This is a genomic window from Pseudomonas gingeri (assembly GCF_013385425.1).
Lineage (GTDB): Bacteria > Pseudomonadota > Gammaproteobacteria > Pseudomonadales > Pseudomonadaceae > Aquipseudomonas > Aquipseudomonas gingeri_D.
On record NZ_JACAQA010000005.1, the window covers coordinates 86,448 to 112,920 of the forward strand.

General features: G+C 61.3%; 24 protein-coding genes. 17 read left to right on the plus strand and 7 right to left on the minus strand.

What is annotated here, in order from left to right:
• Positions 1–2: 2 nt before the first annotated feature.
• On the minus strand, positions 3–815 hold the full coding sequence (locus HX830_RS08100; protein ID WP_152740179.1) for a cytochrome C assembly family protein: 813 nt from the start codon (positions 813–815) through the stop codon (positions 3–5).
• A 197-nt stretch (positions 816–1,012) separates the two neighbouring features.
• On the opposite strand from HX830_RS08100, the gene ffh reads away from it, so the two are divergent.
• The 11 genes from ffh (at position 1,013) to HX830_RS08155 (ending at position 14,541) form a co-directional block, all read left to right on the plus strand.
• Positions 1,013–2,389, plus strand: coding sequence for a signal recognition particle protein (ffh, locus tag HX830_RS08105; RefSeq protein WP_100944700.1), 1,377 nt, complete (start codon positions 1,013–1,015; stop codon positions 2,387–2,389).
• A gap of 252 nt (positions 2,390–2,641) precedes the next feature.
• Entirely contained in the window at positions 2,642–2,893 is a 252-nt protein-coding gene (gene rpsP / locus HX830_RS08110; RefSeq protein ID WP_017124058.1) for a 30S ribosomal protein S16, read from the plus strand.
• 5 nt (positions 2,894–2,898) lie between these two features.
• Positions 2,899–3,435: a ribosome maturation factor RimM gene (gene rimM / locus HX830_RS08115; protein ID WP_103494908.1), complete on the plus strand. Its 537-nt coding sequence runs from the start codon at positions 2,899–2,901 to the stop codon at positions 3,433–3,435.
• A gap of 3 nt (positions 3,436–3,438) precedes the next feature.
• Complete coding sequence (trmD, locus tag HX830_RS08120) at positions 3,439–4,191, plus strand: tRNA (guanosine(37)-N1)-methyltransferase TrmD (RefSeq protein WP_100944698.1); 753 nt, start codon at positions 3,439–3,441, stop codon at positions 4,189–4,191.
• A 45-nt stretch (positions 4,192–4,236) separates the two neighbouring features.
• A complete protein-coding gene (rplS, locus tag HX830_RS08125) occupies positions 4,237–4,587 on the plus strand; it encodes a 50S ribosomal protein L19 (RefSeq protein ID WP_100944697.1) in 351 nt (116 codons plus the stop codon).
• A 228-nt stretch (positions 4,588–4,815) separates the two neighbouring features.
• Positions 4,816–5,712, plus strand: a complete 897-nt coding sequence (xerD, locus tag HX830_RS08130; RefSeq protein ID WP_152740180.1) for a site-specific tyrosine recombinase XerD — start codon at positions 4,816–4,818, stop codon at positions 5,710–5,712.
• Between the two features lie 132 nt (positions 5,713–5,844).
• Positions 5,845–6,576: a DsbC family protein gene (locus HX830_RS08135; RefSeq protein WP_177099710.1), complete on the plus strand. Its 732-nt coding sequence runs from the start codon at positions 5,845–5,847 to the stop codon at positions 6,574–6,576.
• Positions 6,577–6,715: 139 nt separating this feature from the next.
• The gene (locus HX830_RS08140) at positions 6,716–8,020 is read left to right on the plus strand and encodes a homoserine dehydrogenase (protein ID WP_177099711.1); all 1,305 of its coding nucleotides are present in this window, start codon (positions 6,716–6,718) and stop codon (positions 8,018–8,020) included.
• Positions 8,021–8,050: 30 nt separating this feature from the next.
• Positions 8,051–9,460, plus strand: a complete 1,410-nt coding sequence (gene thrC, locus HX830_RS08145; protein ID WP_103494912.1) for a threonine synthase — start codon at positions 8,051–8,053, stop codon at positions 9,458–9,460.
• A gap of 122 nt (positions 9,461–9,582) precedes the next feature.
• On the plus strand, positions 9,583–13,188 hold the full coding sequence (locus HX830_RS08150; protein WP_442757369.1) for an ATP-binding protein: 3,606 nt from the start codon (positions 9,583–9,585) through the stop codon (positions 13,186–13,188).
• 87 nt (positions 13,189–13,275) lie between these two features.
• On the plus strand, positions 13,276–14,541 hold the full coding sequence (locus tag HX830_RS08155) for an EAL domain-containing response regulator (protein ID WP_177099713.1): 1,266 nt from the start codon (positions 13,276–13,278) through the stop codon (positions 14,539–14,541).
• 12 nt (positions 14,542–14,553) lie between these two features.
• On the opposite strand, the gene HX830_RS08160 is transcribed toward HX830_RS08155, so the two are convergent.
• On the minus strand, positions 14,554–15,234 hold the full coding sequence (locus tag HX830_RS08160) for a response regulator transcription factor (protein ID WP_177099715.1): 681 nt from the start codon (positions 15,232–15,234) through the stop codon (positions 14,554–14,556).
• A gap of 169 nt (positions 15,235–15,403) precedes the next feature.
• Here HX830_RS08160 and HX830_RS08165 point away from each other — a divergent pair, with 169 nt between their 5' ends.
• A complete protein-coding gene (locus HX830_RS08165) occupies positions 15,404–15,694 on the plus strand; it encodes a DUF3509 domain-containing protein (RefSeq protein ID WP_177099717.1) in 291 nt (96 codons plus the stop codon).
• A 162-nt stretch (positions 15,695–15,856) separates the two neighbouring features.
• Here HX830_RS08165 and HX830_RS08170 read toward each other — a convergent pair whose 3' ends face one another.
• Together HX830_RS08170 and HX830_RS08175 are read right to left on the minus strand one after the other, a co-directional pair.
• Positions 15,857–16,756, minus strand: a complete 900-nt coding sequence (locus HX830_RS08170) for a TIGR02285 family protein (RefSeq protein ID WP_103494916.1) — start codon at positions 16,754–16,756, stop codon at positions 15,857–15,859.
• A gap of 51 nt (positions 16,757–16,807) precedes the next feature.
• Positions 16,808–18,007 (minus strand): CaiB/BaiF CoA transferase family protein, encoded by a 1,200-nt coding sequence (locus tag HX830_RS08175; protein ID WP_177099719.1) that lies wholly within the window; start codon positions 18,005–18,007, stop codon positions 16,808–16,810.
• 138 nt (positions 18,008–18,145) lie between these two features.
• Here HX830_RS08175 and HX830_RS08180 point away from each other — a divergent pair, with 138 nt between their 5' ends.
• The 5 genes from HX830_RS08180 (at position 18,146) to HX830_RS08200 (ending at position 22,944) form a co-directional block, all read left to right on the plus strand.
• Positions 18,146–18,688, plus strand: a complete 543-nt coding sequence (locus tag HX830_RS08180; protein ID WP_100944687.1) for a YaeQ family protein — start codon at positions 18,146–18,148, stop codon at positions 18,686–18,688.
• Positions 18,689–18,696: 8 nt separating this feature from the next.
• Positions 18,697–20,406: a single-stranded-DNA-specific exonuclease RecJ gene (recJ, locus tag HX830_RS08185; RefSeq protein WP_103494918.1), complete on the plus strand. Its 1,710-nt coding sequence runs from the start codon at positions 18,697–18,699 to the stop codon at positions 20,404–20,406.
• Between the two features lie 345 nt (positions 20,407–20,751).
• A complete protein-coding gene (locus HX830_RS08190; RefSeq protein WP_103494919.1) occupies positions 20,752–21,858 on the plus strand; it encodes an NADH:flavin oxidoreductase/NADH oxidase in 1,107 nt (368 codons plus the stop codon).
• A 195-nt stretch (positions 21,859–22,053) separates the two neighbouring features.
• Positions 22,054–22,566, plus strand: coding sequence for an AAA family ATPase (locus HX830_RS08195; protein WP_177099721.1), 513 nt, complete (start codon positions 22,054–22,056; stop codon positions 22,564–22,566).
• A 186-nt stretch (positions 22,567–22,752) separates the two neighbouring features.
• Complete coding sequence (locus HX830_RS08200; protein WP_103494921.1) at positions 22,753–22,944, plus strand: hypothetical protein; 192 nt, start codon at positions 22,753–22,755, stop codon at positions 22,942–22,944.
• A 134-nt stretch (positions 22,945–23,078) separates the two neighbouring features.
• Here the strand turns inward: HX830_RS08200 and HX830_RS08205 are convergent, their stop codons facing one another.
• The 3 genes from HX830_RS08205 to HX830_RS08215 form a co-directional block, all read right to left on the minus strand.
• On the minus strand, positions 23,079–24,380 hold the full coding sequence (locus HX830_RS08205) for a type II toxin-antitoxin system HipA family toxin (protein WP_177099723.1): 1,302 nt from the start codon (positions 24,378–24,380) through the stop codon (positions 23,079–23,081).
• Positions 24,370–24,696: a helix-turn-helix transcriptional regulator gene (locus HX830_RS08210; protein WP_103494923.1), complete on the minus strand. Its 327-nt coding sequence runs from the start codon at positions 24,694–24,696 to the stop codon at positions 24,370–24,372. The genes HX830_RS08205 and HX830_RS08210 overlap by 11 nt, the downstream gene beginning before the upstream one ends.
• Positions 24,697–24,898: 202 nt before the next feature.
• A complete protein-coding gene (locus tag HX830_RS08215) occupies positions 24,899–26,380 on the minus strand; it encodes an APC family permease (protein WP_103494924.1) in 1,482 nt (493 codons plus the stop codon).
• Positions 26,381–26,473 lie beyond the last annotated feature (93 nt).

Sequence of the window (26,473 nt, forward strand, 5' to 3'; positions counted from 1 at the left end):
CGTCAGATGTGCAGGATGTATTCGCGGACCAGCTTGCTGCCGAAATAGGCCAGCATCAGCAGGCAGAAACCGGCCAGGGTCCAGCGGATCGCCTTGTGCCCGCGCCAGCCGAGACGATTGCGCCCCCACAGCAGCACGCTGAACACCACCCAGGCCAGACAGGCCAGCAGGGTCTTGTGCACCAGGTGCTGGGCGAACAGGTTCTCGACGAACAGCCAGCCGGAGATCAGCGACAGCGACAACAGGCTCCAGCCGGCCCAGAGGAAGCCGAACAGCAGGCTTTCCATGGTTTGCAGCGGCGGGAAGTTGCGGATCAGCCCGGAAGGGTGCTTGTTTTTCAACTGACGGTCCTGCAGCAGCAGGAGCAGCGCCTGGAACACCGCGATGGTGAACATGCCGTAGGCCAGGATCGACAGCAGGATATGCGCCAGGATCCCCGGTTCCTCGTCGATGATCTGCACCGTGCCCGAGGGCGCGAACTGCGCCAGCAGCACCGTCAGCAGGCCCAGCGGAAACAGCAGGAGCAGCAGGTTTTCCACCGGAATGCGCGAGCAGGCCACCAGGGTCAGGGCGATCACGGCGACGGCGATCAGGCTGGCGGCGTTGAAAAAGTCCAGGCCCAGGCCGATCGGGGTCATCAGGTGGGTGAGCAGGCTCACCGCGTGGGCGATCACGGCGACTACGCCGAGTCCGACCAGCAGGCGTTTGTTCGCCTTGGCGCCCTGGCGCAGGCGGGTGCCCTGATAGAGGGTCGCAGCGGCGTAGATGAAGGCGGCGGCGAGGCTGGTCAGCAAACTGGGTGACAAAGGGAGCATAAGTCCTGTTAGGCAAGCCCGAAAGACGTTGAGTTTGGCATAGAACCCCCGGTCCACGAAAGACCGTGGCGCTAGTGGCGGCATGCAGTCTCCGCTATAATCCGCGACCTGCCCACGCCGCAGGCTCGCCAGGCGCTGTTTTTCCTTGTTCCGGCAGCCATCACTTCGGTCTCCATAAGGGCCTCAAAGGATCGCGCATGTTTGAAAACCTGACCGACCGTCTCTCGCAGACGCTGCGCCATGTCACCGGCAAGGCCAAGCTGACCGAGGACAACATCAAAGACACCCTGCGTGAAGTGCGCATGGCGTTGCTCGAAGCCGACGTCGCCCTGCCGGTGGTGAAGGACTTCGTCAATTCGGTCAAGGACCGCGCGGTCGGCACCGAGGTGTCGCGTAGCCTGACCCCGGGCCAGGCGTTCGTGAAGATCGTCCAGGCCGAACTCGAAAGCCTGATGGGCGCCGCCAACGAAGACCTCAACCTCAGCGCCGTGCCGCCTGCGGTGGTGTTGATGGCCGGTCTGCAGGGCGCGGGTAAAACCACCACCGTCGGCAAGCTGGCGCGCTTCCTTAAAGAGCGCAAGAAAAAAACCGTGATGGTGGTCTCGGCCGACGTTTACCGTCCGGCGGCCATCAAACAGCTGGAAACCCTGGCTGGCGACATCGGCGTGACCTTCTTCCCGTCCGATCTGAGCCAGAAGCCGGTGGACATCGCCGAAGCGGCGATCAAGGAAGCCCGCCTCAAGTTCATCGACGTGGTCATCGTCGACACCGCCGGTCGTCTGCACATCGATGACGAGATGATGGCCGAGATCAAGCAACTGCACGCGGCGATCAAGCCCGTGGAGACGCTGTTCGTGGTCGACGCCATGACCGGCCAGGACGCCGCCAACACCGCCAAGGCGTTTGGCGATGCGCTGCCGCTGACCGGGGTGATCCTGACCAAGGTCGACGGTGACGCTCGTGGCGGTGCCGCGCTGTCGGTGCGGGCCATCACCGGCAAGCCGATCAAATTTATCGGTATGGGCGAGAAGAGCGAAGCGCTCGAGCCCTTCCACCCGGAGCGGATTGCCTCGCGCATCCTCGGCATGGGCGACGTGCTCAGCCTGATCGAGAAGGCCGAGCAGACCCTCGACAAGGATAAAGCCGACAAACTGGCTAAAAAGCTGAAGAAAGGCAAAGGCTTCGACCTTGAAGACTTCCGCGACCAGCTGCAACAGATGAAGAACATGGGCGGCCTCGGTGGCCTGATGGACAAGCTGCCGAATATCGGCGGGGTCAATCTGGCGCAGATGGGCAATGCCCAGGGCGCGGCCGAGAAGCAGTTCAAGCAGATGGAAGCCATCATCAACTCCATGACCCCGGCCGAGCGCCGCGACCCTGAGCTGATCAGCGGTTCGCGCAAACGTCGGATCGCCATGGGCTCCGGTACCCAGGTGCAGGACATCGGACGCTTGATCAAGCAGCACAAGCAGATGCAGAAGATGATGAAGAAATTCTCCGCCAAAGGCGGTATGGCCAAGATGATGCGCGGCATGGGCGGTATGTTGCCCGGCGGCGGCATGCCGAAAATGTAAAAGATTCGCGTCGACCTGACGGTCGGCGCTACCCTCGCAGGGATGCGGGGGATCGCCAGTAAACCCGCGTTCAGCGGGAGCTGACCTGCCGTTTTAACGACGGCTCTATGGCAAATCCAGATTGCACGGCGCCGGGCGCCGGAAAAAGTCATTTGCAAAAGTCCGTATATTCCTTAGAATATGCGGCCTTTCGGGCACCCATGCCCGCTGTGCATTTAGATTTGCAGCACCGACTACAGGAACGATGTTCACATGCTAACAATCCGTCTTGCCCTTGGCGGCTCCAAAAAGCGCCCGTTTTACCACCTGACCGTAACCGACAGCCGCAACGCTCGTGACGGTTCGCACAAAGAACAAGTGGGTTTCTTCAACCCGGTTGCTCGTGGTCAGGAAGTTCGTCTGTCCGTGAACCAAGAGCGCGTAGCCTACTGGCTGAGCGTTGGTGCACAACCTTCTGAGCGTGTTGCTCAGTTGCTGAAGGAAAACGCTAAGGTTGCGGCCTGAGCAATATGAACGCGACGCCGGCCTCTACCGATGATTTGATCGTTATCGGCAAGATCTATTCCGTTCATGGCGTTCGCGGCGAAGTGAAGGTTTATTCCTTTACTGATCCAATTAAAAACCTGTTGGACTACAAAACCTGGACGCTCCGGCGCGAAGGTAGCGTGAAACAGGTGGAGCTGGTCAGCGGACGCGGGAACGACAAGTTCCTGGTCGCAAAGCTCAAGGATCTCGATGATCGTGAAGAAGCGCGTCTTCTGGCCGGTTATGAGATCTGCGTGCCGCGCAACCTGTTCCCAGACCTGACCGACGGCGAGTACTACTGGTACCAGCTGGAAGGTCTCAAGGTTATCGACACCCTCGGACAACTGTTCGGGAAAATCGATCACCTGCTGGAGACTGGCTCGAATGATGTCATGGTGGTCAAGCCTTGCCCGGGCAGCCTGGATGATCGCGAACGCCTGTTGCCCTATACCGAGCAATGCGTGTTGGCTGTCGACCTGGTCGCTGGCGAGATGAAGGTGGATTGGGACGCGGACTTCTAAGCGATGGCTAGCCTACGCGTAGAAGTGATCAGTTTGTTTCCCGAAATGTTTTCCGCCATCAGCGACTACGGCATCACCAGTCGTGCGGTGAAACAGGGGCTCTTGCAGCTGACCTGTTGGAACCCGCGGGACTACACGACGGATCGACATCACACTGTGGATGATCGCCCATTTGGCGGTGGTCCGGGCATGGTGATGAAGATCAAGCCCCTTGAGGACGCCCTGGTTCAGGCCAAGGCAGCAGCAGGGGAGGCGGCGAAGGTGATTTACCTGTCGCCCCAAGGCCGGCAACTGAATCAGTTGGCGGTACGCGACCTGGCGAAAGAGGAAGCCTTGATCCTCATTGCAGGTCGTTATGAAGGCATTGACGAGCGCTTTATAGATGCTCATGTCGATGAAGAGTGGTCGATTGGGGACTATGTTCTTTCCGGTGGCGAGCTGCCGGCGATGGTCCTGATAGATGCGGTTACACGGCTGCTGCCCGGAGCTTTAGGGCATGCGGACTCCGCGGAGGAAGATTCCTTCACGGATGGTTTGCTGGATTGCCCGCACTACACCCGTCCGGAGGTGTATGCGGATCAGCGTGTTCCCGACGTGTTGCTCAGTGGCAACCACGCACATATCCGGCGTTGGCGTCTGAAGCAGTCCCTTGGCAGGACCTCGGAACGACGCGCCGATCTTCTGGAAAGCCGCTCGCTTTCTGGAGAAGAGAAGAAGCTGCTCGAGGAATACATCCGCGAGCGGGACGATAGTTAACAACGTATCGATGGTAGATCGAACGATTTACCTTAGGAGCACAGCATGACTAACAAAATCATTCTGCAACTCGAAGCCGAGCAGATGACCAAAGAGATCCCTACCTTTGCCCCGGGCGACACCATTGTCGTTCAGGTGAAAGTGAAGGAAGGCGACCGTTCGCGTCTGCAAGCGTTCGAAGGCGTGGTAATTGCCAAGCGTAACCGCGGTGTGAACAGCGCGTTCACCGTACGTAAAATCTCCAACGGTGTTGGCGTAGAGCGTACTTTCCAGACCTACAGCCCGCAAATCGACAGCATGGCTGTCAAGCGTCGCGGTGATGTACGTAAGGCCAAGCTGTACTACCTGCGCGACCTGTCGGGTAAAGCAGCTCGCATCAAGGAAAAACTGGCTTAAGTCCAGCTTCCGATGCAGAAAAAAGCAGCCTACGGGCTGCTTTTTTGCATTTCGGGTTTTGAAAAAGCCGCTTGCCGCTGTCACAGTTGGGTTGCAGTGAACACCTTGTAGGAGCTGGCTTGCCAGCGAGAGGCCCTTGAGACGTGCAGCGCCTATCCGGACGCCATCGCCGGCAAGCCAGCTCCCACAATGCTCATCTGCTTATCGCCTTTTGCTTTTCGAGCTCTTATGCCCGCCATCGATCACCCGCTTATCGACCAGTTTCTCGACGCCCTGTGGCTGGAAAAAGGTCTGTCCGACAATACCCGTGACGCTTATCGCAGCGATCTGGCGCTGTTCAACGGCTGGTTGCAGGAAAAAGGCCTGGAGCTGGACAAGGCCGGCCGTGAGCTGATCCTCGATCACCTGGCCTGGCGCCTGGAGCAGGCCTATAAACCGCGCTCCACCGCGCGCTTTCTCTCCGGTGTGCGCGGCTTCTATCGTTACCTGTTACGTGAAAAGCTGATTGCCGTCGACCCGACCTTGCAGGTCGAGATGCCGCAATTGGGGCGGCCATTGCCCAAATCCCTGTCGGAAGCGGATGTGGAGGCGCTGCTGGCCGCCCCGGATCTGGGCGAGGCCATCGGCCAGCGTGACCGGGCCATGCTCGAAGTGCTCTACGCCTGCGGGCTACGGGTCACCGAACTGATCAGCCTGACCCTGGAACAGGTCAACTTGCGCCAGGGCGTGTTGCGGGTCATGGGCAAGGGCAGCAAGGAGCGGCTGGTACCCATGGGCGAAGAGGCGATTGTCTGGGTTGAACGTTATATGCGCGATGCTCGCATCGAACTGCTCGGCGGACGCCCCAGCGATGTGCTGTTTCCCAGCCAGCGCGGCGAGCAGATGACCCGCCAGACCTTCTGGCACCGGATCAAGCACCAGGCCAAGGTCGCCGGGATCGGTAAATCGTTGTCGCCGCACACCTTGCGTCATGCCTTCGCCACCCACCTGCTCAACCACGGCGCCGACCTGCGGGTGGTGCAGATGTTGCTCGGCCACAGCGACCTGTCGACCACGCAGATCTACACCCATGTGGCCCGTGCGCGGTTGCAGGATATGCATGCCAAACATCACCCGCGCGGCTAAGCTACACAGGGGTTCGGCCCCGCCGGGCTTATGTGATAGGCTCTATCGGTTTGCAAAGCGGGCGCTTGAAACCGATCAGTTTCCCCGCGGTCGTATCAGCCTCGGCCCCTTTGCCCGCCTTCAGGAGTTCCCATGCGTTTGACCCAGATTTTCGCCGCTGCTGCCCTCGCCCTGGTCAGCTCCCTGGCCTTGGCCGACGACACCGCCGAGCAGGCGATTCGCAAGAGCCTCGAAAGCCTTCAACTGGAAACCCCGGTGGAGAGCATCAGCGCCAGCCCCCTGGCCGGTCTCTATGAGGTCCGGCTCAAGGGCAGCCGCGTGCTCTACGCCAGCGCCGACGGCCAGTTCGTCATGCAGGGCTACCTGTTCCAGCTCAAGGACGGCAAGCCGGTCAACCTCACCGAGAAAACCGAACGCCTGGGCGTGTCCAAGCTGATCAACGGTATTCCGGTGGCCGAAACCGTGGTCTACCCGGCCATCGGCGAAACCAAGTCGCATATCACCGTGTTCACCGACACCACCTGCCCGTACTGCCACAAGCTGCATGCCGAAGTGCCGGCGCTGAACAAGATGGGCATTGAAGTGCGCTACGTCGCGTTCCCGCGCCAGGGTCTCGGCTCGCCGGGCGACGAGCAGTTGCAGGCGGTCTGGTGCTCGGCCGACAAGAAAGCGGCGATGGACAAGATGGTCGAAGGCGATGAAATCAAGGCCGCCAAGTGCGCCAACCCGGTTTCCAAGCAATTCGCCCTCGGTCAATCCATTGGTGTCAATGGTACGCCGGCAATTGTTTTGGCCGATGGTCAGGTAATTCCGGGCTACCAGCCGGCGGCACAAGTTGCCAAACTGGCACTGTCCGCCAAGTAATTCAGCCTCGTCACGTTCAACCTGTGACGAGCATGGCCCGCGGGACAGGGTTCCCGGGTCATCAATAGCGAGCCGCTGGCAGTCCAGCGGCTGTTTTCCACGGCCGACCTCGTGTCGGCCGTTTCATGGGGAGTTCAGAGTGAAACCGGTCAAAGTAGGCATCTGTGGGTTAGGTACCGTCGGTGGCGGCACCTTCAACGTACTTCAGCGTAACGCCGAGGAGATTGCCCGCCGTGCCGGGCGTGGAATCGAAGTGGCTCAAATTGCCATGCGTACGCCAAAGCCTCAGTTCCAGACCACCGGTATTGCGATTACCCACGATGTCTTCGAAGTGGCGAGCAACCCAGAAATCGATATCGTCGTCGAACTGGTGGGCGGCTACACCGTTGCCCGCGAGCTGGTGCTCAGCGCCATCGAGAACGGCAAGCATGTGGTCACCGCGAACAAGGCGCTGATCGCCGTGCACGGCAATGAAATCTTCGCCAAGGCCCGCGAGAAGGGCGTGATCGTTGCGTTCGAAGCTGCCGTGGCCGGTGGTATCCCGGTGATCAAGGCGATTCGCGAAGGCCTCTCGGCCAACCGTATCAACTGGGTCGCCGGTATCATCAACGGCACCGGTAACTTCATCCTCACCGAAATGCGCGAGAAGGGCCGTACCTTTGAAGACGTGCTGGCCGAAGCCCAGGCCCTGGGTTACGCCGAAGCCGATCCGACCTTCGACGTCGAAGGCATCGATGCCGCGCACAAGCTGACGATCCTGGCGTCCATTGCTTTCGGTATCCCGCTGCAATTCGACAAGGCCTACACCGAAGGCATCACCAAGCTCACCACCGCCGACGTCAACTACGCCGAGGCCCTGGGCTACCGCATCAAGCACCTGGGCGTGGCCCGCAGCACCGCCGCCGGTATCGAGCTGCGCGTGCACCCGACGCTGATCCCGGCCGACCGCCTGCTGGCCAACGTCAATGGCGTGATGAACGCGGTGATGGTCAATGGCGACGCTTCCGGTTCGACCCTGTTCTACGGGGCCGGTGCCGGCATGGAACCGACCGCCTCGTCGGTCATCGCCGACCTGGTGGACGTGGTTCGCGCCATGACCAGCGACCCGGAAAACCGTGTACCGCACCTGGCCTTCCAGCCGGACTCGCTGTCGGCCCACCCGATCCTGCCGATCGAAGAGTGCGAAAGCGCCTACTACCTGCGCATCCAGGCCAAGGACCACCCGGGCGTGCTGGCCCAGGTCGCGAGCATCCTGTCGGAGCGCGGCATCAATATCGAATCGATCATGCAGAAGGAAGTCGAAGAACACGACGGCCTGGTGCCGATGATCCTGCTGACCCACCGCGTGCGCGAACAGCATATCAACGACGCCATCGCAGCGCTGGAGGCCCTGCAAGGCGTGGTCGGCCCTGTCGTGCGGATCCGTGTCGAGCACTTGAACTAAGCCGGCGCTGCCGATCAAGAGGAATTTTTCATGCGTTACATCAGTACCCGTGGCCAGGCACCGGCCCTGAACTTCGAAGACGTGCTGCTGGCGGGGCTAGCCAGCGACGGCGGCCTCTATGTGCCGGAAAACCTGCCGCGCTTCACCCAGGAGGAAATCGCTTCCTGGGCCGGCCTGCCGTATCACGAACTGGCGTTCCGGGTCATGCGCCCGTTCGTCACCGGCAGCATTCCGGATGCGGACTTCAAGAAGATCCTTGAGGAAACCTACGGCGCCTTCTCCCATGGCGCCGTGGCACCGCTGCGCCAACTGAACGGCAACGAATGGGTGCTGGAGCTGTTCCACGGCCCGACCCTGGCGTTCAAGGACTTCGCCCTGCAACTGCTCGGTCGCCTGCTCGACTACGTGCTGGCCAAACGCGGCGAGCGCGTGGTGATCGTCGGCGCGACTTCCGGTGATACCGGCTCGGCCGCCATCGAAGGCTGCAAGCACTGCGAGAACGTCGACATCTTCATCCTCCACCCGCACAACCGGGTGTCCGAGGTGCAGCGTCGGCAGATGACCACCCTGTTCGGCGACAACATCCACAACATCGCCATCGAAGGCAACTTCGACGACTGCCAGGAAATGGTCAAGAACAGCTTCGCCGACCAGAGCTTCCTCAAGGGCACACGCCTGGTCGCGGTGAACTCGATCAACTGGGCGCGGATCATGGCCCAGATCGTCTACTACTTCCACGCCGCCCTGCAACTGGGCGGCCCGGCCCGTTCGGTGGCGTTCTCGGTGCCGACCGGCAACTTCGGCGATATCTTCGCCGGCTACCTGGCACGCAACATGGGCCTGCCGATCAGCCAACTGATCGTCGCGACCAACCGCAACGACATCCTGCATCGCTTCATGAGCGGCAACCAGTACGTCAAGGACACCCTGCACGCGACCCTGTCGCCGTCCATGGACATCATGGTCTCGTCGAACTTCGAACGCCTGCTGTTCGATCTGCACGGGCGCAACGGCGCGGCCATCGCCGGGCTGATGGACACCTTCAAGCAGGGTGGCGGTTTCAGTGTCGACCAGGACCGCTGGAGCGAAGCGCGCAAGCTGTTCGACTCCCTGGCCGTGGATGATGCCCAGACCTGCGAGACCATCGCCGAAGTCTTCGCCCAGAGCGGTGAAGTCCTCGATCCGCACACCGCCATCGGCGTGCGCGCGGCCCGTGAGTGCCGGCGCAGCCTGGACATCCCGATGGTGATCCTGGGGACCGCGCATCCGGTCAAATTCCCTGAGGCTGTGGAGAAGGCTGGCGTAGGAAAAGCACTCGAGCTACCTGCACACCTTTCCGATTTGTTTGAGCGAGATGAGCGTTGCACCGTCTTGGCCAATGACTTGAAAGTCGTCCAGGCCTTTGTCAGCCAGCATGGTAACCGTGGTAAGCCGCTCTGACAGACTAGAACGGTCACACATTAAAGCCCGCCCCTTGGCGGGCTTTATCGTTTTCGCATGTCAAACTTGCCTTGTTTTTTTGCCATTTCCTGAAATGGACCGAAGGGGGCAGGTAGTTCGTCATGGTGTTTTTGGGTCGATCCATACAATCCGTTCTGGCCAGTCTGTGCGGGTGGCTGTTGCTCTGCGTGCCCGTCAGTGCGATGGCGGCCCAGGGCCTGCCGTTCAGCCTGCCGCCATCGTTCGTCGAGGTCGACCGGCTGTCCCTGAGCCCGGAGGAGGAGCAATGGCTGGGGCCCGAACGGACCTTGCGGGTGGGGATTTCGGTTGCCGACTATGAACCCGTCGACATCACCAACGATCGTAACCGCTACCAGGGCATCAGTGCCGATTACGTCGGGCTGATCCGCGATCGCCTGGGGGTCGAAGTCCAGGTCCTCGGCTTCGGCGAGCGCGACCAGGCGGTCGAGGCCCTGCGCAGCGGGCAGATCGATATCCTCACCAGTGCCAATGGTTACGAGCGAGGCGTGCCCGGGTTGACGTTCTCCAGCGACTATATGCCGGACCGTTCGGTGATCGTCGGCCGCGTCGGCGGTCATGGCTTTCACGATCTGAACGGCAAGAAGGTGGTGCTGCTCGACGGTTACGCCGACGCCCAGGTGGTACACGCCACCTACCCGCAGAGCGAAATCATCCTCGCCCCGACCCTCTACAGTGCCCTGGAGGCGTTGTCCCAGGGCGAGGTCGAGGCGTTTATCGGTAACGAGGTGATTGTCCGCGCCTACAAGAGCCTGCGGCCCTACATGGGCGTGCACATCAAGGACAAGAGCGACTTGCCGCCGATTGGCTTCGCCTTTGCCACGCGTGAGTCCGATCATGTGCTCAGCGCTCTGGTGGAGCGGGTCCTGGACAATACCGACAACGCCACGCGGCGGGAGATCCTCGCCCGCTGGACCACCGGCTTCGGCTCGGACATCACCCAGCAGCGCATCAGTCTCACCGCCGCGGAGCGGGCCTGGATCGACCGTCACCCCAAGGTCACGGTGGTGGCCCAGCCGTATCCGCCGCATATCTACAAGGATGGTCACAACCGTTGGGTCGGCCTCAATCCGGACCTGTTGTCGCGCATTTCGCGCATGACCGGCCTGCAGTTCGAGTTCCGCGAAACCGGCTCCACGGCTGAAAGCGTCGATCTGCTTCACGATGGCAAGGCGTTGATGAGCACCACGCTGGCCGAAAGTGTCGAGCGCAAGACCTTCCTGAACTTCACCTATGCCTTTGGCGGCAGCGCCTGGGTGTTCGTGGTGCGCGTGCACGACTCGCCCCTCGGCTCGCTCTCGCAGTTGTCCGGGCGGGTGCTGGTGATGCCGGAGAAACATGCGCTGGAGCCGATGATCCGCAAGAACTACCCGGATATCCAACTGATCACGGTGAAGACGCCGGAGGAGGCCAGGGCGATGGTCGAGCGCGGCGAGGCGACCGCGACGATCCAGAGCGATACGCGGGCCTACCTGTATCCACCCGGACGGCTGAAGGTCGGGCGCAGTGTCGAGGGACTCTGGTCGGCGGACAGTTTCTCGGTGGTCAAGACCGAGCCGGAACTGCTCAGTATCCTGAACAAGGCCCTGGAGGCGTTTCCCGTGGCCGAGCTGCGCGCGTTGCGGATCAAATGGCATGGCGCGATCGGCGTGGCGCCGATGCGTCCGGTCTGGGAGCGGGTGCCGCGCTGGGTCTATGGCCTGACGGCGGTGATGATCCTGCTGGGGGGCGTGTCCCTGGCCTGGAACCGCCGACTGAACGTCCAGATTCGCCAGCGCCGCCGGGCCGAACAGGAGCTCAGCGATCAGCTGGCCTTCCAGCGCGCCTTGCTGGACGGTATCCCCAATCCCATCTTCGTGCGCGACCTGGACGGTCGCCTGATAACCTGCAACCGCAGTTACGAGGAACGTTTTGCCACCACCCTGGAGCAGGTACAGGGCCGACGGATCACCGAAGTGGATATTTTGCCCCAGGCCACCGCGGAGCAACTGCATGCCGAGTTTATCCAGTTGTTCGAGACCCAGCAGCCGCTGTTCCAGGACCGCCAGCTCGACTTCGCCAGCGGCCGGATCGATATCTATCAGTGGATGGTGCCGTTCTACTCGGCGGAGGCGCAGTTGCAGGGACTGCTCGGTGGTTGGATCGACATCACCGAACGCAAGCAGCTCGAGGCCCAGCTGATGGAAGCGCGCCAGCAGGCGGAGCAGGCCAACCAGGCCAAGAGCGCGTTCCTGGCCACCATGAGTCATGAGATCCGCACCCCCATGGTGGCCATCATCGGCCTGCTCGAACTCGAGCGCGAGCAGGCTCGGGCCAATGGACAGGAACTCTCCCAGGCGCTGCAGGTGGCGTATCAATCGGCGCAGGAACTGACGGCCTTGATCGGCGACAGCCTCGATCTGGCGAAGATCGAGGCCGGCGGCATGCACCTGGCGTTGCGTGCCGGTTCCCTGGTCGGGTTTCTGGAAAGCGTGCTGCAACTGTTCGAGGCCGCGGCGCGGGGCAAGGGCATTGAGCTGAGCCTGGAGGTGGAGCCAGGGCTGGAGGGGGATTACTGGTTCGACCCGCTCCGTTTGCGCCAGGTGTTGAACAACCTGATCGGCAATGCGCTGAAATTCACCGCCGAGGGCTTCGTGCACATTCACGTGCGCAGTGTGTCGTGCACCGCGGACCTGGAAACCCTGCGCATCAGCATCGAAGACAGCGGCAAGGGGATCGGCCTCGAACAGCAGAAGACGCTCTTCGCGCCCTTTGTCCAGATCCGTGGTCAGGCCGATGAAGAATATGGCGGCACGGGCCTGGGCTTGAGTATCTGCAAGCAACTGGTGGAGTTGATGGGCGGCAGTATCGTCTTGTTGAGCCGGCCGGGAGACGGCACGCGGGTACGTATCGAGCTGGCGCTCAAGCCCGTGGAGCAGGCCCCGGCCGCGCCTGCCGCAGTGGAGGAGTCCAGGCCTCGGCTGCCGTCGCTCAAGGTGTTGATTGTCGACGACCTGTCCGCCAACTGCCTGGTGCTCAAGCAGCAGTTGAGCTTTCTCGGCCAGCAGGTCGTTGCCTGCCAGAGTGGCGAGGCGGCGTTACAGGCCTTGCAGCAGGAACCGTTCGATCTGGTGATCACCGATTGCAATATGCCGGACATGAGCGGCTATGCGCTGGCCGAGGCGATACGCCGGATCGAGGCCGAGGAGCGGCGTCCGCCGTGCCCGGTGGTCGGTTGCACGGCCAATGCCATGAGCGACGAACGCCAACGCTGCCTGCAGGCGGGCATGACCGAACTGCTGGTCAAGCCGGTTTCCCTGGACGAGCTGGCGCAACTGCTGGCGAGCATCGTGCCCGGGCGTTCCTTTGATATTCAGGCCCTGAGCGCCATGACCTGTGCCAATGCCGAGGTCATGCGCCGCATGTTGCTGGAGCTGCGCAAGAATCTCGAACAGGAGCGCGGGGCCCTGGAGGTCGCGGCCGAGTTGCACAACTGGGAAGGCCTGGCGGTGGCGGTCCATCGGCTCAAGGGCATCGCCTGTCTGATCGATGCCATCGCCCTGGCCCATGCCTGCGCCGACCTCGACAGCTGCGTGCGGCTCAAGTCCAACGAACGGGTGGCGGCGGACTGGCAGGCACTCAAGCAGGCCATCGAACGGGTGCTGGAGGATATCGAGCCGCATCTGCAGGCGGATATCCCGGCATTTTAGGACTTGTCCTATGGGGCGCGGGTGGGCGGTTGATTAAAGTCGAGGGTCATTGCGGACCACGACCGCCTCATTTTGTGGAGACCCTCGATGCGCGCACTCAAAGTCCTGATTCTTGAAGACAACTCTTTTCAACTGATGGCCCTGCACCAGATGCTCAATGCCACCGGCGTATTTGATGTGCTGACGGCGGAAAACGTCGAGAGTGCACGCCAGTCGTTGGCCAATCGCGGCCCTATCGATGTGGCCATCTGCGACCTGCAACTGGAGGCGGGTGACGGCCTGGAGTTGATTCGTTCCCTGGCCGAGGGGCGGGAAGCGCAGGCACTGATCATTCTCAGCAGTGCCGAGCAGGAGGTGCTCGAGGGGGCTGCGCATATGGCACGCCAGCAGGGGCTGCATGTCCTCGGCTGCCTGCGCAAACCGGCGTCGGCCGCGGCCCTGGCGGACTTGCTGGCAAGCTACCAGCAACGTTTCGCCCGGCAGCGCCCTGGCCTGCCGCTGGCCCAGGTCTGCGAGTTGCTGTCGCTGCACGAACTCCAGGCCTGCGCCGGGGCTTCGGCTATCGAAAAATACGCGACCGCGCACTTTCAGCCCAAGCTGACCCATGACGGTCGAGTCGCCGGGGTCGAGGTGTTGCCGCGCTGGCAGCATCCGGAGCAAGGCCTGTTGCTGCCTGGCAGTTTCATGCCGGTGCTGGAGTACGCGGGGCTGGCGCAGCCGCTGATCTGGCAGGTGCTGGAGTTGGCGGTGAGTCTGTCGGCCGAGGTACGTTTCGCCACGGATGAGGCCTTGCCGGTGGCGGTGAGTATTCCGGGGAGCCTGCTGGAGCAACTGGACTTCGCCGAGCGGCTGAAGGCCTTGCTGGAGCGCTTCGAGTTACCCGCCGAGCGCTTGACCCTTGAGGTACTGGAAAGCGCCGAGTCCAGCAGCAGCGTTGCGCTGACTGAAGGCTTGCTGAGGTTGCGCATGCTGGGCTGCCAGCTGTCCGCCGGCGATTTCGGCATGGGCGGCGGCAGCCTGCAGCGCCTGCTCGAACTGCCTTTCACCGAACTGAAGATCACCGCGCCCTTCGTGGTCGGGATGGCCGCGGATTCACGTAAGTCGGCGATTGTCGCCGGAGCCTTGCGCATGGCGCGGGGCATGAACTTGCAGGTGGTGCTCGGCGGGATCGAGAGCGAAAGCGACTACCAGGCCGTCATGGCCCTGGGCGACTCGCTGGTTCAGGGGGACTTCGTCGCCGTGTCCATGAGCCGCGCCGAACTCTTGTCCTGGCTTGAAGTGGCGGGGTTCGGCCCGGTTTACCCCTTGGCCGGGCCTTTGAAACACGCCGCCCTGCACAGCGTCAATCTGTAGCGTCCGACCCACTCAGGCCAGGCCATGTTCCTGCAGGTAGAGAAACAACGCCGCATCGTTGGACAGGCCGAGCTTGCGCATGGCGCTGACCTTCTGCGCACTCACCGTCTGCTTGCTGCGACACAACTGCGTGGCGATTTCACCGACGGTGCGCCCGGCCGCCAGCAGGCGTGTCACCTCCAGCTCCCGGGGTGAAAGTTGCTCCTGGTCGCCCAGGCGGTGTTCGCCGACCTCGCCGGCCAGCGCCAGGGTCTGGCGAATCGAGTTGGCCACATAGGGCCGTCGGCGGCGGACCTGGGCGATGGCCTCCGGCAGCTCGGCGGCCAGGCTGGCCTTGCTCAGCAGTCCCATGACCCCGAGATCGAGAATGGAGCGGAACAGCCCGGCGTTGTTGAGCATGGTCACCACCACGACCGGCAGTTGCGGGTGTTGCCGAGTCACGCTTTCAAGCATGCGCAGGCCGTCGCTCTGCTGTTCGACCGGCATCATGAAGTCGGTGACCAGTACCTCGCAGGTACAACGTTGCAGAAGCTCCAGAAGATCCTCTGGCGAGCTGGCCTCGCCGACCACACTCAGTCCGGGATCGCGTTCGAGGACGGCGCGCAGGCCGATCAGGAAAATCGGATGATCGTCTGCCAGGATGATGCGCAAAGGCGGCGGGGACGCTGAATTTCGTTGTTTTCTCTCTGTCATCTTTCTCGTTCATGCTCGCAATGGAACGGTAGACGCAGCGTCTTGAGGCGCGGCTTCTACCGATATCAGGTTAGCTGGCTTGACGAACTTTCTTCTCTGACTGGCGGTCTTTGACTCCAGCCCCCTTGTTTTTGACCTGTCGGGTTTTGACTATTGAGTGGTGATCGAGATGGAAAGTATCAGTCTGTTGCTGAATGAAGCATTGAGTCCTTATCCCGTCACCCTGACGCCCTCGGGAAGTCAGGGTGAGTGTCTGCTGACGGTGAACAGTCGCGCCGGCCTGATCCTGCTGACCCGTGAAATCAGCCAGGCGCAACTCAACGACAAGCGTTTGTTGACCGATGTGGTCGATGGGCTGCATCGCGACCTGCGCATTGCCGAAGGACGCCTGGAACCCTGCGTGATCGCGGCCTTGCGTCATGCGGCTGAGGACAAGATGTTCCGCTCGGCTCGAGTGTAGAATTTTTTGGGGAACCTTTTTTCCGAAAGGGGTGTCAGATTTATAACGGCAGGATCAGGCATTGTGCTCCGGTGCTTGTAGCTTGTCGTACTGGTCTTTGTAGGCCACGTTTAACCCCGAGTCGTTTCCCCACTTCTCGGGGTTTCTTTTGTCTGGCGTTTGTCACTGGTCCTCAGGCGCCAGGAAAAACTGCCTGGCGTCTTCCCGATAGCTGTCCCGTTGTTGCGGGTCGAGCCATTGCACATAGAAATCGAGCAACTGATGCTGGCGCACTTCACGCAGGATCTGGTTGATGTGCGCGACAGCCGTGCGCCCCTGCTCCGTGTCCGAGCAACCGACGCGAATGAACTGGTACTTGGCGGTGCCCTTGAGCCGATAGAACGCCAGGCTCTCGGTGGCGATACCTTGTTGCTGGGCCAGGTAGCGGACTTCCGGCCAGTAGCCGAGTAGCGCGGTCAAGCGTCCGAGACGCTGCATTTGCAACAGGTTGCCGAGGGCATCGTTGCCGAAATGCGGCGTCAGGTGGGTCGCGGCTGTCCGTTGCAACAGATCGTCGATCGACTGGCCGTAGCTGCGTCCAGCGACAATCCCCAGTTTGAGCTGATCGCTGGCCAGCAGGGCGGCGAGGTCGACCTCACCGTCCTGGACAAACGGCTCGATCAGCCGACGGTCCTCCTGGCGTACCACCAGCCCGTTGCTGGCCAGGCCGAGGCTGGGAATCGAGAAGACAATTTTCTTGGTTCGCTCCGCGGTCCAGAGCAGGACCGGGTCGCAGGTGAACGAAGGCTCGGCGAGCATCTGCATGGCCCGCGCGCGGTTGACCCGGAAGGATGTGTACTCGTACTCGGGCATGGCGGCGGTCAACAGCTGGCGCAGCTGATCGATGGCGCCCAGGCCTTTTTGCGGGCCGTCGAAAATGGTCAGTGGCGGCAGGTCCCGCAGCAACCAGATCAGCGTGTCCTTGGCCTCGGCAACGCTCGGCAGGGCGCAGGCGAGCGCCGCCAGCAGGGCGAGGGCTGGTCGTCGACAGAGCACGTGTTGCCAGAGAAATCGAGGACTCATGAGGTCCATACCTTCTGCGCAGTCAGGTCAAAGTCTTGCCACCACGGCACCCTAGATAGCGCCGCTATCGCGCAAGCGGGCAATCTGCGCGGCGTCATAACCGAGGCTAGCCAATATCGGGGTGTTGTGCTCGCCCAGTTCCGGTCCTACCCATTCGCTGGAGCCCGGGGTCTCCGACAGTTTTGGCACTATCCCCGGCATCTTGAAAGCCTTGCCGTCGGGCAGCTTGGCCTGGATAAACATTTCCCGGGCGAGAAACTGCGGGTCGCTGAACATGTCTTCGGCGCTGTAGATCCGGCTGGCCGGCACCTCGGCCTGGTTCAGGGTGGCGAGCACCGCGTCCAGCGATTGGCTGTTCACCCAGCGATCGATCACGCCATAGAGTTCGTCACGCCGGCTGTCGCGGCCATCATTGCTGGTCAGTACCGGGTCGTCCGCCAGGTCGTTGCGGCCGATGGCCTGCATGAAGCGCTTGAAGATCGCATCGCCATTGGCGCCGATCTGCACATGCTTGCCATCGGCCGTGGTGTGGATCGAAGAGGGCGTGATCCCCGGCATGATGTTGCCGGTGCGCTCGCGGATAAAGCCGAACACATCGAACTCCGGGACCATGCTTTCCATCATGGCGAAGATCGCCTCGTACAAGGCCACGTCCACCACCTGGCCATTGCCGCCGTTGACTTCGCGATGACGCAGGGCCATGAGCGCGCCGATCACGCCCCAGAGCGCGGCAATTGAGTCACCGATGGAAATCCCGGTGCGCACCGGTGGGCGGTCCTCGAAGCCGGTGATGTAGCGCAAGCCGCCCATGGACTCACCGACCGCGCCGAAGCCCGGTTGATCCTTCATCGGTCCGGTCTGGCCGAAGCCCGACAGGCGCACCATCACCAGTTTCGGGTTCAGCGCATGCAGGGTTTCCCAGCCGAGACCGAGCTTTTCCAGCACGCCGGGGCGGAAGTTCTCGATCAGGATGTCCGCGTCGCTCAGCAACTGCTTGAGGATGGCCAGGCCGTCCGGGTGTTTCAGGTTCAGGGTCAGGGATTGTTTGTTGCGCGCCTGGACAAACCACCACAGCGAGGTGCCCTCGTAGAGCTTGCGCCATTTGCGCAGCGGGTCGCCGCCGTCCGGCGATTCGACCTTGATCACCTGGGCGCCGAATTCGGCGCAGATGCGGGAGGCGAAAGGGCCGGCGATCAGGGTACCGAGCTCAATGACCTTCAGGCCGGAAAGGGGTTTGGCGGTGAGCGGCATGGTAGATCCTGTAGGACAACACGGGGCAATAGAGCCTTTTATCATGGCTGGCGCCATCCGCATAACTGCGAGCAGTCGTTGCTTGCCCTGCGTATCGGTTAGACTGGCCGCCTTTCCTCGTCCTTAGAAGCCCTGTTCATGGCCCAGCCGTCCACGACCTACAAATTCAACCTGAACCTCACCGACCTGGATCGCGGGGTCTATGAGAGCGTCAACCAGACCATCGCCCGCCACCCGTCGGAAACCGAGGAACGCATGACCGTGCGTCTGCTGGCCTACGCCTTCTGGTACAACGAGCAGCTGTCCTTTGGTCGGGGTCTGTCGGAAGTGGATGAGCCGGCACTGTGGGAAAAGAGCCTGGATGATCGTGTACTGCATTGGATCGAAGTCGGCCAGCCGGACGCCGATCGCCTGACCTGGTGCTCCCGTCGTACCGAGCGTACCAGCCTGTTGGCCTACGGCAGCCTGCGGGTCTGGCAGACCAAGGTGGTCGACGCGGTGAAGAACCTGAAGAACGTGAATATCGCCGCCGTGCCCCAGGAAATCCTCGAGACCCTGGCCAAGGACATGCCGCGGGTGATCAAGTGGGACGTGATGATCAGCGAAGGCACGATCTTCGTCACCGACGATCGTGGCCAGCATGAAGTCCAGCTGGAATGGCTGATGGGCGAGCGCGGTTAATTATTCCCATGCGTATCGAACCCCGCCCGCTGCCCGCCACACTGCCGTTTCTCGGTGATCTGCCGCCGTTGTTGACCCGCCTGTACGCCGCGCGTGGCGTGGTATCCGAGGACGAGTTGGACAAGAGCCTGGCGCGGCTGATTCCCTTCCAGCAACTCAAGGGCATCGACGCGGCGGTGGACCTGCTGGTGACTGCACTGGAGCAGCGTCAGCGCATCCTTATCGTCGGCGACTTCGATGCCGACGGCGCCACCGCCAGCACGGTCGGGGTATTGGGCCTGCGCCTGCTGGGCGCGGCCCATGTCGACTATCTGGTGCCGAACCGCTTTGAATACGGCTATGGCCTGACTCCGGAAATTGTCGCCGTGGCCTTGCAGCGCGAGCCGCAATTGCTGATCACCGTGGACAACGGCATTTCCAGCATCGAGGGTGTGCAGGCGGCGAAGGCGGCGGGGCTTCAGGTGCTGGTCACCGACCACCACTTGCCCGGCAGCGAATTGCCGGCGGCCGATGCCATCGTCAACCCCAACCAGCCGGGCTGCGAGTTTCCGAGCAAGGCCCTGGCCGGCGTCGGGGTGATTTTCTACGTGCTGATGGCCTTGCGTGCGCGTTTGCGCAGCCTGGGTTGGTACGCCAGCGCGCCGCAGCCAAATATCGGCGAACTGCTCGACCTGGTGGCGCTGGGCAGCGTCGCCGACGTGGTACCGTTGGATGCCAACAACCGCATCCTGGTGCACCAGGGCCTCGAGCGGATTCGCGCCGGGCGTGCGCGGCCGGGGCTCAAGGCGATCCTGGAGGTGGCCAAGCGCGACCATTCACGGCTGACCTCCACCGACCTGGGGTTTATCCTCGGCCCGCGTCTGAATGCGGCGGGGCGCCTGGACGACATGAGCCTGGGCATCGAATGCCTGCTCTGCGAGGACCCGGCCCTGGCCCTGGAAATGGCCAGCCAGCTCGATGAGATGAACAAGGACCGCAAGTCCATCGAACAGGGCATGCAGCGCGAAGCGCTGGCCCAGCTCAAGGACCTGCCGCTGGAGTCGATGCCGTTCGGCCTGTGCCTGTTCGAGCCGGACTGGCACCAGGGGGTGATCGGTATCCTCGCCTCGCGAATGAAAGAGCGTTATCACCGTCCGACCATCGCCTTTGCCGATGCGGGCGATGGCATGCTCAAGGGCTCCGGCCGTTCGGTGCCGGGATTCCATATTCGCGATGCCTTGAGCGTGGTGGCGGCGCAATACCCGGAGCTGATGGGCAAGTACGGCGGTCACGCCATGGCGGCGGGTCTGAGCCTGCCCCAGGAAAATTTCCCGTTGTTTGCCGAAGCCTTCGACGCCGAAGTGCGCCGTCAGCTGTCGGAAGACGACCTGACCGGACGCCTGCAGACCGATGGTTCGCTGGCCATCGAGGAGTTCAACCTGGAACTGGCCCGGGCGCTGCGCAATGCCGGTCCCTGGGGCCAGCATTTCCCCGAGCCGCTGTTCCATGGTGTGTTCCAACTGGTGGAAAAACGCATCGTCGGCGAGCGGCATCTGAAGGTGGTGCTGAAAAGCGAATGCGGTTCGCTGAAGCTTGATGGTATTGCCTTCGGTATCGATCCGGAGCTGTGGACCAACGCGCGGGTCGACTGGGTGGAGCTGGCCTACAAGCTCGACCTCAACGAGTTCCGTGGCAAGGAAAGCGTGCAGTTGATGATTGCCCATATCGAGCCGCGCTGAGACCTGTTGAGGGGATGCGGTCCGTCTTCCGTGGGAGCCGGCTTGCCGGCGATGAGGCCTTTGGGTCTTGCATCGCCTGCCCGGACGCCATCGCTGGCAAGCCGGCTCCTACAGGGACCGTGTTGATCGATGTTATGAGGGCAGGTTACAGGCGATTCAGCCGGTTTAAATCCGCTGAACCCTCCCGCCTGTGCCGTTGTCGACTAGTCTGTAAGCACTGTCTGAATGGTCTTGTGACGTCGTCCTGTTTTTTACCCGCTGGGGGGCGGTTCTCCACCACTCTTGTCACTTGCCGACGTTCTAACAGAACCCTGGAGCCAGCCCACTTGATTTGAGAGGTGCCCCATGAGTCTGCTGCTCGAACCCTATACCCTTCGCCAATTGACCCTGCTCAACCGCATCGCGGTCTCGCCTATGTGCCAGTACTCCAGTGTCGACGGCCTCGCCAACGATTGGCATCTCGTCCACCTGGGCAGTCGGGCGGTGGGCGGGGCCGGGCTGATTTTCACCGAAGCCACCGCGGTCACCGCCGATGGCCGGATCACCGCCCAGGACCTGGGCCTGTGGAACGACGAACAGATCGAACCGCTGCAACGTATCACCCGGTTTATCACCGCCCAGGGCGCGGTCGCGGGGATCCAGCTGGCCCATGCCGGGCGCAAGGCCAGCACCCATCGACCCTGGCTGGGCAAGCATGGCAGCGTCAAGCCCGAGGACGGAGGCTGGACCCCGGTCGGCCCTTCGTCGATTGCCTTCGATCCGCAGCACACATCGCCCACCTCCCTGGACGAGAGCCAGATCGCCGAGGTGATCCAGGCGTTTGTCGCGGCCGCCAAGCGGGCACTGATTGCTGGTTTCAAAGTAGTCGAAGTGCATGCGGCCCATGGTTATCTGCTGCACCAGTTTCTATCGCCCTTGAGCAATCAGCGCCGTGACCAATACGGTGGCTCCTTCGAAAATCGTATCCGCCTGGTATTGCAGGTGACCGAAGCGGTGCGGGCGGTCTGGCCTGACGAGTTGCCGCTGTTTGTGCGGGTGTCGGCGACCGATTGGGTGGAAGACGGCTGGAATCCGGACGAAACGGTGGAGTTGGCGCGGCGTCTGAAAGCCTTGGGTGTCGACCTGATCGACGTGTCTTCGGGCGGCACCGCTGCCAATGCGGAAATCCCCACGGGTCCCGGTTATCAGACCCGTTTTGCCGAGCGCGTACGCAAGGAGTCCGATATCGCCACCGGTACCGTCGGATTGATTACCGAACCGGCCCAGGCCGAGCATATCCTGCGCACCGGCCAGGCGGATATGATCCTGTTGGCCCGTGAGTTGTTGCGCGACCCTTACTGGCCGCTGCATGCCGACGATGACCTGGGAGGGCGCAAGGCGATCTGGCCGGCGCAGTATCAGCGTGCGACCCATCGCGATCAGCCGATTCATGAGTCGGATTTGCGTGATTGAGGGTTGGAAGCTTGCCGTAAGGCGTTTGAGCGAATAAGGTCGGTTTCATGAACTCACATCTGAACATCTCGATTATTCCCACCCTCGATCCGAGGGTGGGCTGACGCGTGTTCTGAAAACACCCGAAACCCGCCCACCGAGGCGGGTTTTTTCTGGCCGCCTCTCTGGGTTACTGGACGTCAAAAGGAGATTGAAATGTCGCAACCTGAAACCCGTAGCCTTGATGATACTGTTCCGACCCTGCACCTGGTCTGTGGAAAGATCGGTTCAGGCAAATCGACGCTAGCGCAACATCTGGCAGCGACACCCTCGACGGTGTTGATCAGCGAGGACGTCTGGCTCGCGCGGCTGTATCCGGGAGAAATCAGCGAGATCACCGACTATGTGCGCTGCGCCACCCGCTTGCGCGGGGCCTTGGCCGAGCATCTCGTTGCACTATTGAAAGCGGGGATCTCGGTGGTGCTCGATTTTCCGTCCAATACCGTGGCCAGCCGGCTTTGGGCCCGATCGGTCTTTGAGCGCGCGGGCGTTGCCCATCGGCTGCATTTTCTCGATGTGGGCGATGACGTGTGCAAGGCGCGCCTGAAGGTCCGCAATGAAACGGGCGATCACCCGTTCAAGACCACCGAGGCCGAGTTCGAGGTGATTTCCCGCTATTTCGAAGCGCCGGCAGTGGAGGAAGCATTTGAGGTGGTGCGGTATGAATGAGCCCGCTCGGAGGATATTCACCTGTCATCATCGGGATACCAGTGGGCTGCCCTGCACAGTTAAGGAGATTTTCCTTCTGGAAATTTCGAAATGATCTTAGGTGAATTCGGATTGTTCCTACCCTTAGGCTAAGTCTGAGGCGGTTTTTCCAGGCGATTCCGGTCCTGTCACAGAGGGAAGGCGTCCATGTCAAAGCAGCGAAGTATCTTCGGTTTCATGCTGTTTCTCTGGACCTTCAGGGCCGCGCCCAGACCCAGGGTGCGCAAGCTCAGCGATGAGGAACTGCAACTGGTGGCGCGTTATCGCGCGTTGTCGGAAGAGGACCGCAATGCGCTGGGCTGCCTGTTGAATGTGATGGAGGGCGTTTCGCGGTTTTGAGCTGAGCGTGCCGTCATTACTCTGAATCGATTTGTTCTAAATTTGATTTGTTTTTCAGAAGTGATCCATATAACGATCATAAAGTGATTTTATGATCGTTATATGGGGCATTTTGGCGAGGTGCTGGATCAGCGCTAGAGCGAGCGGCGAATACGTTCTGCTTGATTGGCCACGCGTTCGGCATTCCCGGACAGCCCTTCAAAAGCATAAGGATTCAGCATCTGTCGGCTTTTCAGGACTTGAAGGTCGATCTCACTGATACCCGATTCGGCGCAGACACTCGACCAATAGATGGCTATCGCCTCCAGCTGCTGTTCGATGATCTCCAGTGCCTGGGCTTCTTCGAGTAGAAACTTTTCCCGTGCGGCAAGGCAAACGGAGAGTCGACTCTGGTTATTGTTGCCCAGTATCAGCATGGCCTGTGTGGCCTCGGTTCCCGAACGCATCTGTGGGCAGATATCGTAGGCCGGCGTCAGTTGATAAGCTTTTCCATCAAAAAATGCAGCATGATTACGCCCATGATCGTCGGTATTGCTGCACAGAATGTTGAAGACCAGTCGTGAGAACAGTTCCTTGAGATCGGCTTTCGGATCGGTAAAGTCGGCACGGATGATGTCGGTCAATTGCTCATAGCTGCAGTAGCGTGCCAGCATTTCATCCAGCCCGAACAGCGTCAGTGCCGACGCCATTATTTTTCTCGTCCAGCCTTTTTCCGTAGCCGTTCGGTCAAAGCGCTCGATGAGCAACACGTCCTTGCCCAGAGCCCGCTCCATCCGCACGGGTGCGACATTCATACCGGTCAGGGACGCCAACTTCATGGCGATAAATTCTGATTTCACGACGTTGATCTGATCGTTTGACGCTGAGAATTTTGCGACGTACTTGTGCCCGTTGCTCTCGATCAGTGCCTTGGGGCGCGCACCTCCGATGGAGGTCCCGTGGTTGAGCGCCTGGTCGAGATCGATAGGTAAAGGCACTCCCTTGTCCACCAGGTCCGCTGCCTGCATCAGCTCATCCAGGGTCGCCGATCTGGAGTTTCTGGGGACGAATTCGGTGGCGGATGTCTGGAAATCCAGAGCTCCGATACGATCCGAGCCTGACTCCATCAGGTAGGTAAGCTCATCCAGGTCCTGGTTATAAGCGGCTGCGCCTTGCTTGCCGTACAGCCGGTTGATGATGACTCGCCGCCCCCATGCGTCTGGTGAACCATCACGGATGCTACTGGGCATGGTCATGGAGTCGATAGGCTCAATGACCTCGGTGCCCAGCGGCAGTTCGCGCAGGTTAAGCGCGATGGCGTTTTTTCGTGCCAGATAGCTTTTGCCGTACACGAATACGAAACGACTTTTATCACGAACCAGGTTTCCCGCGACCACGGGTTCTGTTTCATCGGGCAGCCACAGCCAGACAAAGCATTGATCGGTGTTAGAAGTCATTGCTTACCTTTTTTGTCGGTGTGCGAATCCTTTTCGGTAGCACGGCGATTTTGGCATCCAGGTAGGTGTTCAGATGGGGCAAGGGGGTCGTATCGGAAAACAGTGTGATGCCCAGGAGGGTCGCCAGCTCGAAGACCACACCGATTTCGCATCGTGGATCACCGTGTTCGATACGCTGAACCGTTCCGCGCGACACGCCTGCCTTGTCTGCGAGCGCCTGCACCGTCAGTCCCCGCTCCTTGCGCTTGAGACGGATGACGTGGCCCATGACCTGCAGGGCATCAAGGCTGGCGGGGGAGTAACTGCGAACGGTCATCGGGGGTGTAAAGCCTGGAGTGAATGGATAGCGTTAACCCTAGAACATTTACTCGGACTTAACAATAAATGATCTTTATATGGATCTTAAGGTGGCTTTAAGATCTATATAAAGATCATTTATTGATTTTTTCTTTACTGGTCCCGGGTGGTCGGAGGACCGATCACCCAAGGGGTTTTTGGCTACTTACCAACGCTTGCCGTTACCGACCGATTTTCCAGGCATCGCCCGCCGGCGCAGTGCCACGGTCATAGGGCTTGCCCAGCCACATGTAGAGCAGGCCGAGACCGATGACGATGGCGGTGCTCAGGACCATGGCGTAGTTGATGTACCACGCCGCATCCGGGGTGCGCGGCCAGGCCATGTTGACGATGGCGCCGACGCCGTAGACCAGCGCACCGATATTCACCGGCAGGCCCCAGGCGCCCAGGGTGAACTTGCCGCTGGGTTTCCAGCCGCGCGCCCGGGCGAACAGGGCGGCCAGAACGATCATCTGGAAGGCCAGGTAGATGCCGATGGCGGCGAAGCTGACGATGGTCGCCACCGCGTCCTGCAGGAAGAAACCGAGAGCGATGATCAGCGCCGGCAGGACGCCGGAGACGAACAGTGCCGCCACCGGCACCTGGGTGGTCGGTGAAAGCCGCTTGAGCAGGCTGCTGCCGATGACCATTTCATCCCGGGCGTAGGAGTACAGCAGACGGCTGGCGGCTGCTTGCAGGCTGATGACGCAGGAGATGAAGGAAATCATCACCACGCCCATCACCACTTTCGAACCGACGCTGCCGAAGGCATTGTTGAGGATGGTGGTCACCGGGTCCTTGTCGGTGCCGTTGATCACCGCCTGCATGTCCGGTACGGCGAGGATCAGCGCCAGGCAGGCGAACATCGCCGCGATACCGCCGATATAGATGGTCATGCGCATGGCCACCGGGATCTGCTTGCTCGGATTCGGGGTTTCCTCGGCCACATCGCCGCAGGCTTCGAAGCCGTAGTAGAGGAACATGCCCGCCAGGGACGCGGTGAGGAACGCCGGCAGGTAGGAGCCGTCGACGCGGATATCGAAGGTGTTGAACAGCACGCTGATCGGCTGGTGACGCTCGAACACCAGCAGGTAGACGCCGACGATCACCGCACCGACCAGTTCGCAGAGAAAGCCGAACATGGCGATGCGCGCCAGGACCTTGGTACCGCTGAGGTTGACCAGGGTGGCGAACAGTGTCAGCACCAGGGCGATGACGATATTGGTATTGTTGCTCGGTTCGAAACCGAGCATCGCCGCCAGGTAAGGGCCGGCACCCACGGCTACGGCGGCAATGGTCACACAGAGGGCGATGGAGTAGATCCAGCCGACCATCCACGCCCAGCGTTTACCCACCAGGCGCCGGGCCCACGGATAGACGCCACCGGAAATCGGGAATTGCGAGACCACTTCACCGAAGATCAGGCACACCAGCAGTTGTCCACAGCCCACCAGCAGATAGGCCCAGAACATCGGCGGGCCGCCGGCGGCCAGGCACAGGCCGAACAGGGTGTAGACGCCGACCACCGGCGAGAGGTAGGTAAAGCCCAGGGCGAAGTTTTCCCACAGGCTCATGCTGCGATTGAAGTTCGAGGTGTAGCCCAGTTTGCGCAGCTGTTCGGCATCGCTGTCGGCGGCTGCGCCGAGATGGGGTTGTGCAGTCATGACGGTATTGCTCCGGAAAATCGGCAGATTTCAGGTGTCCGAAACCGTGGCCGGGCCATGACGGCCCGTCCCGGTTCGGTATTGTTTTGGTGG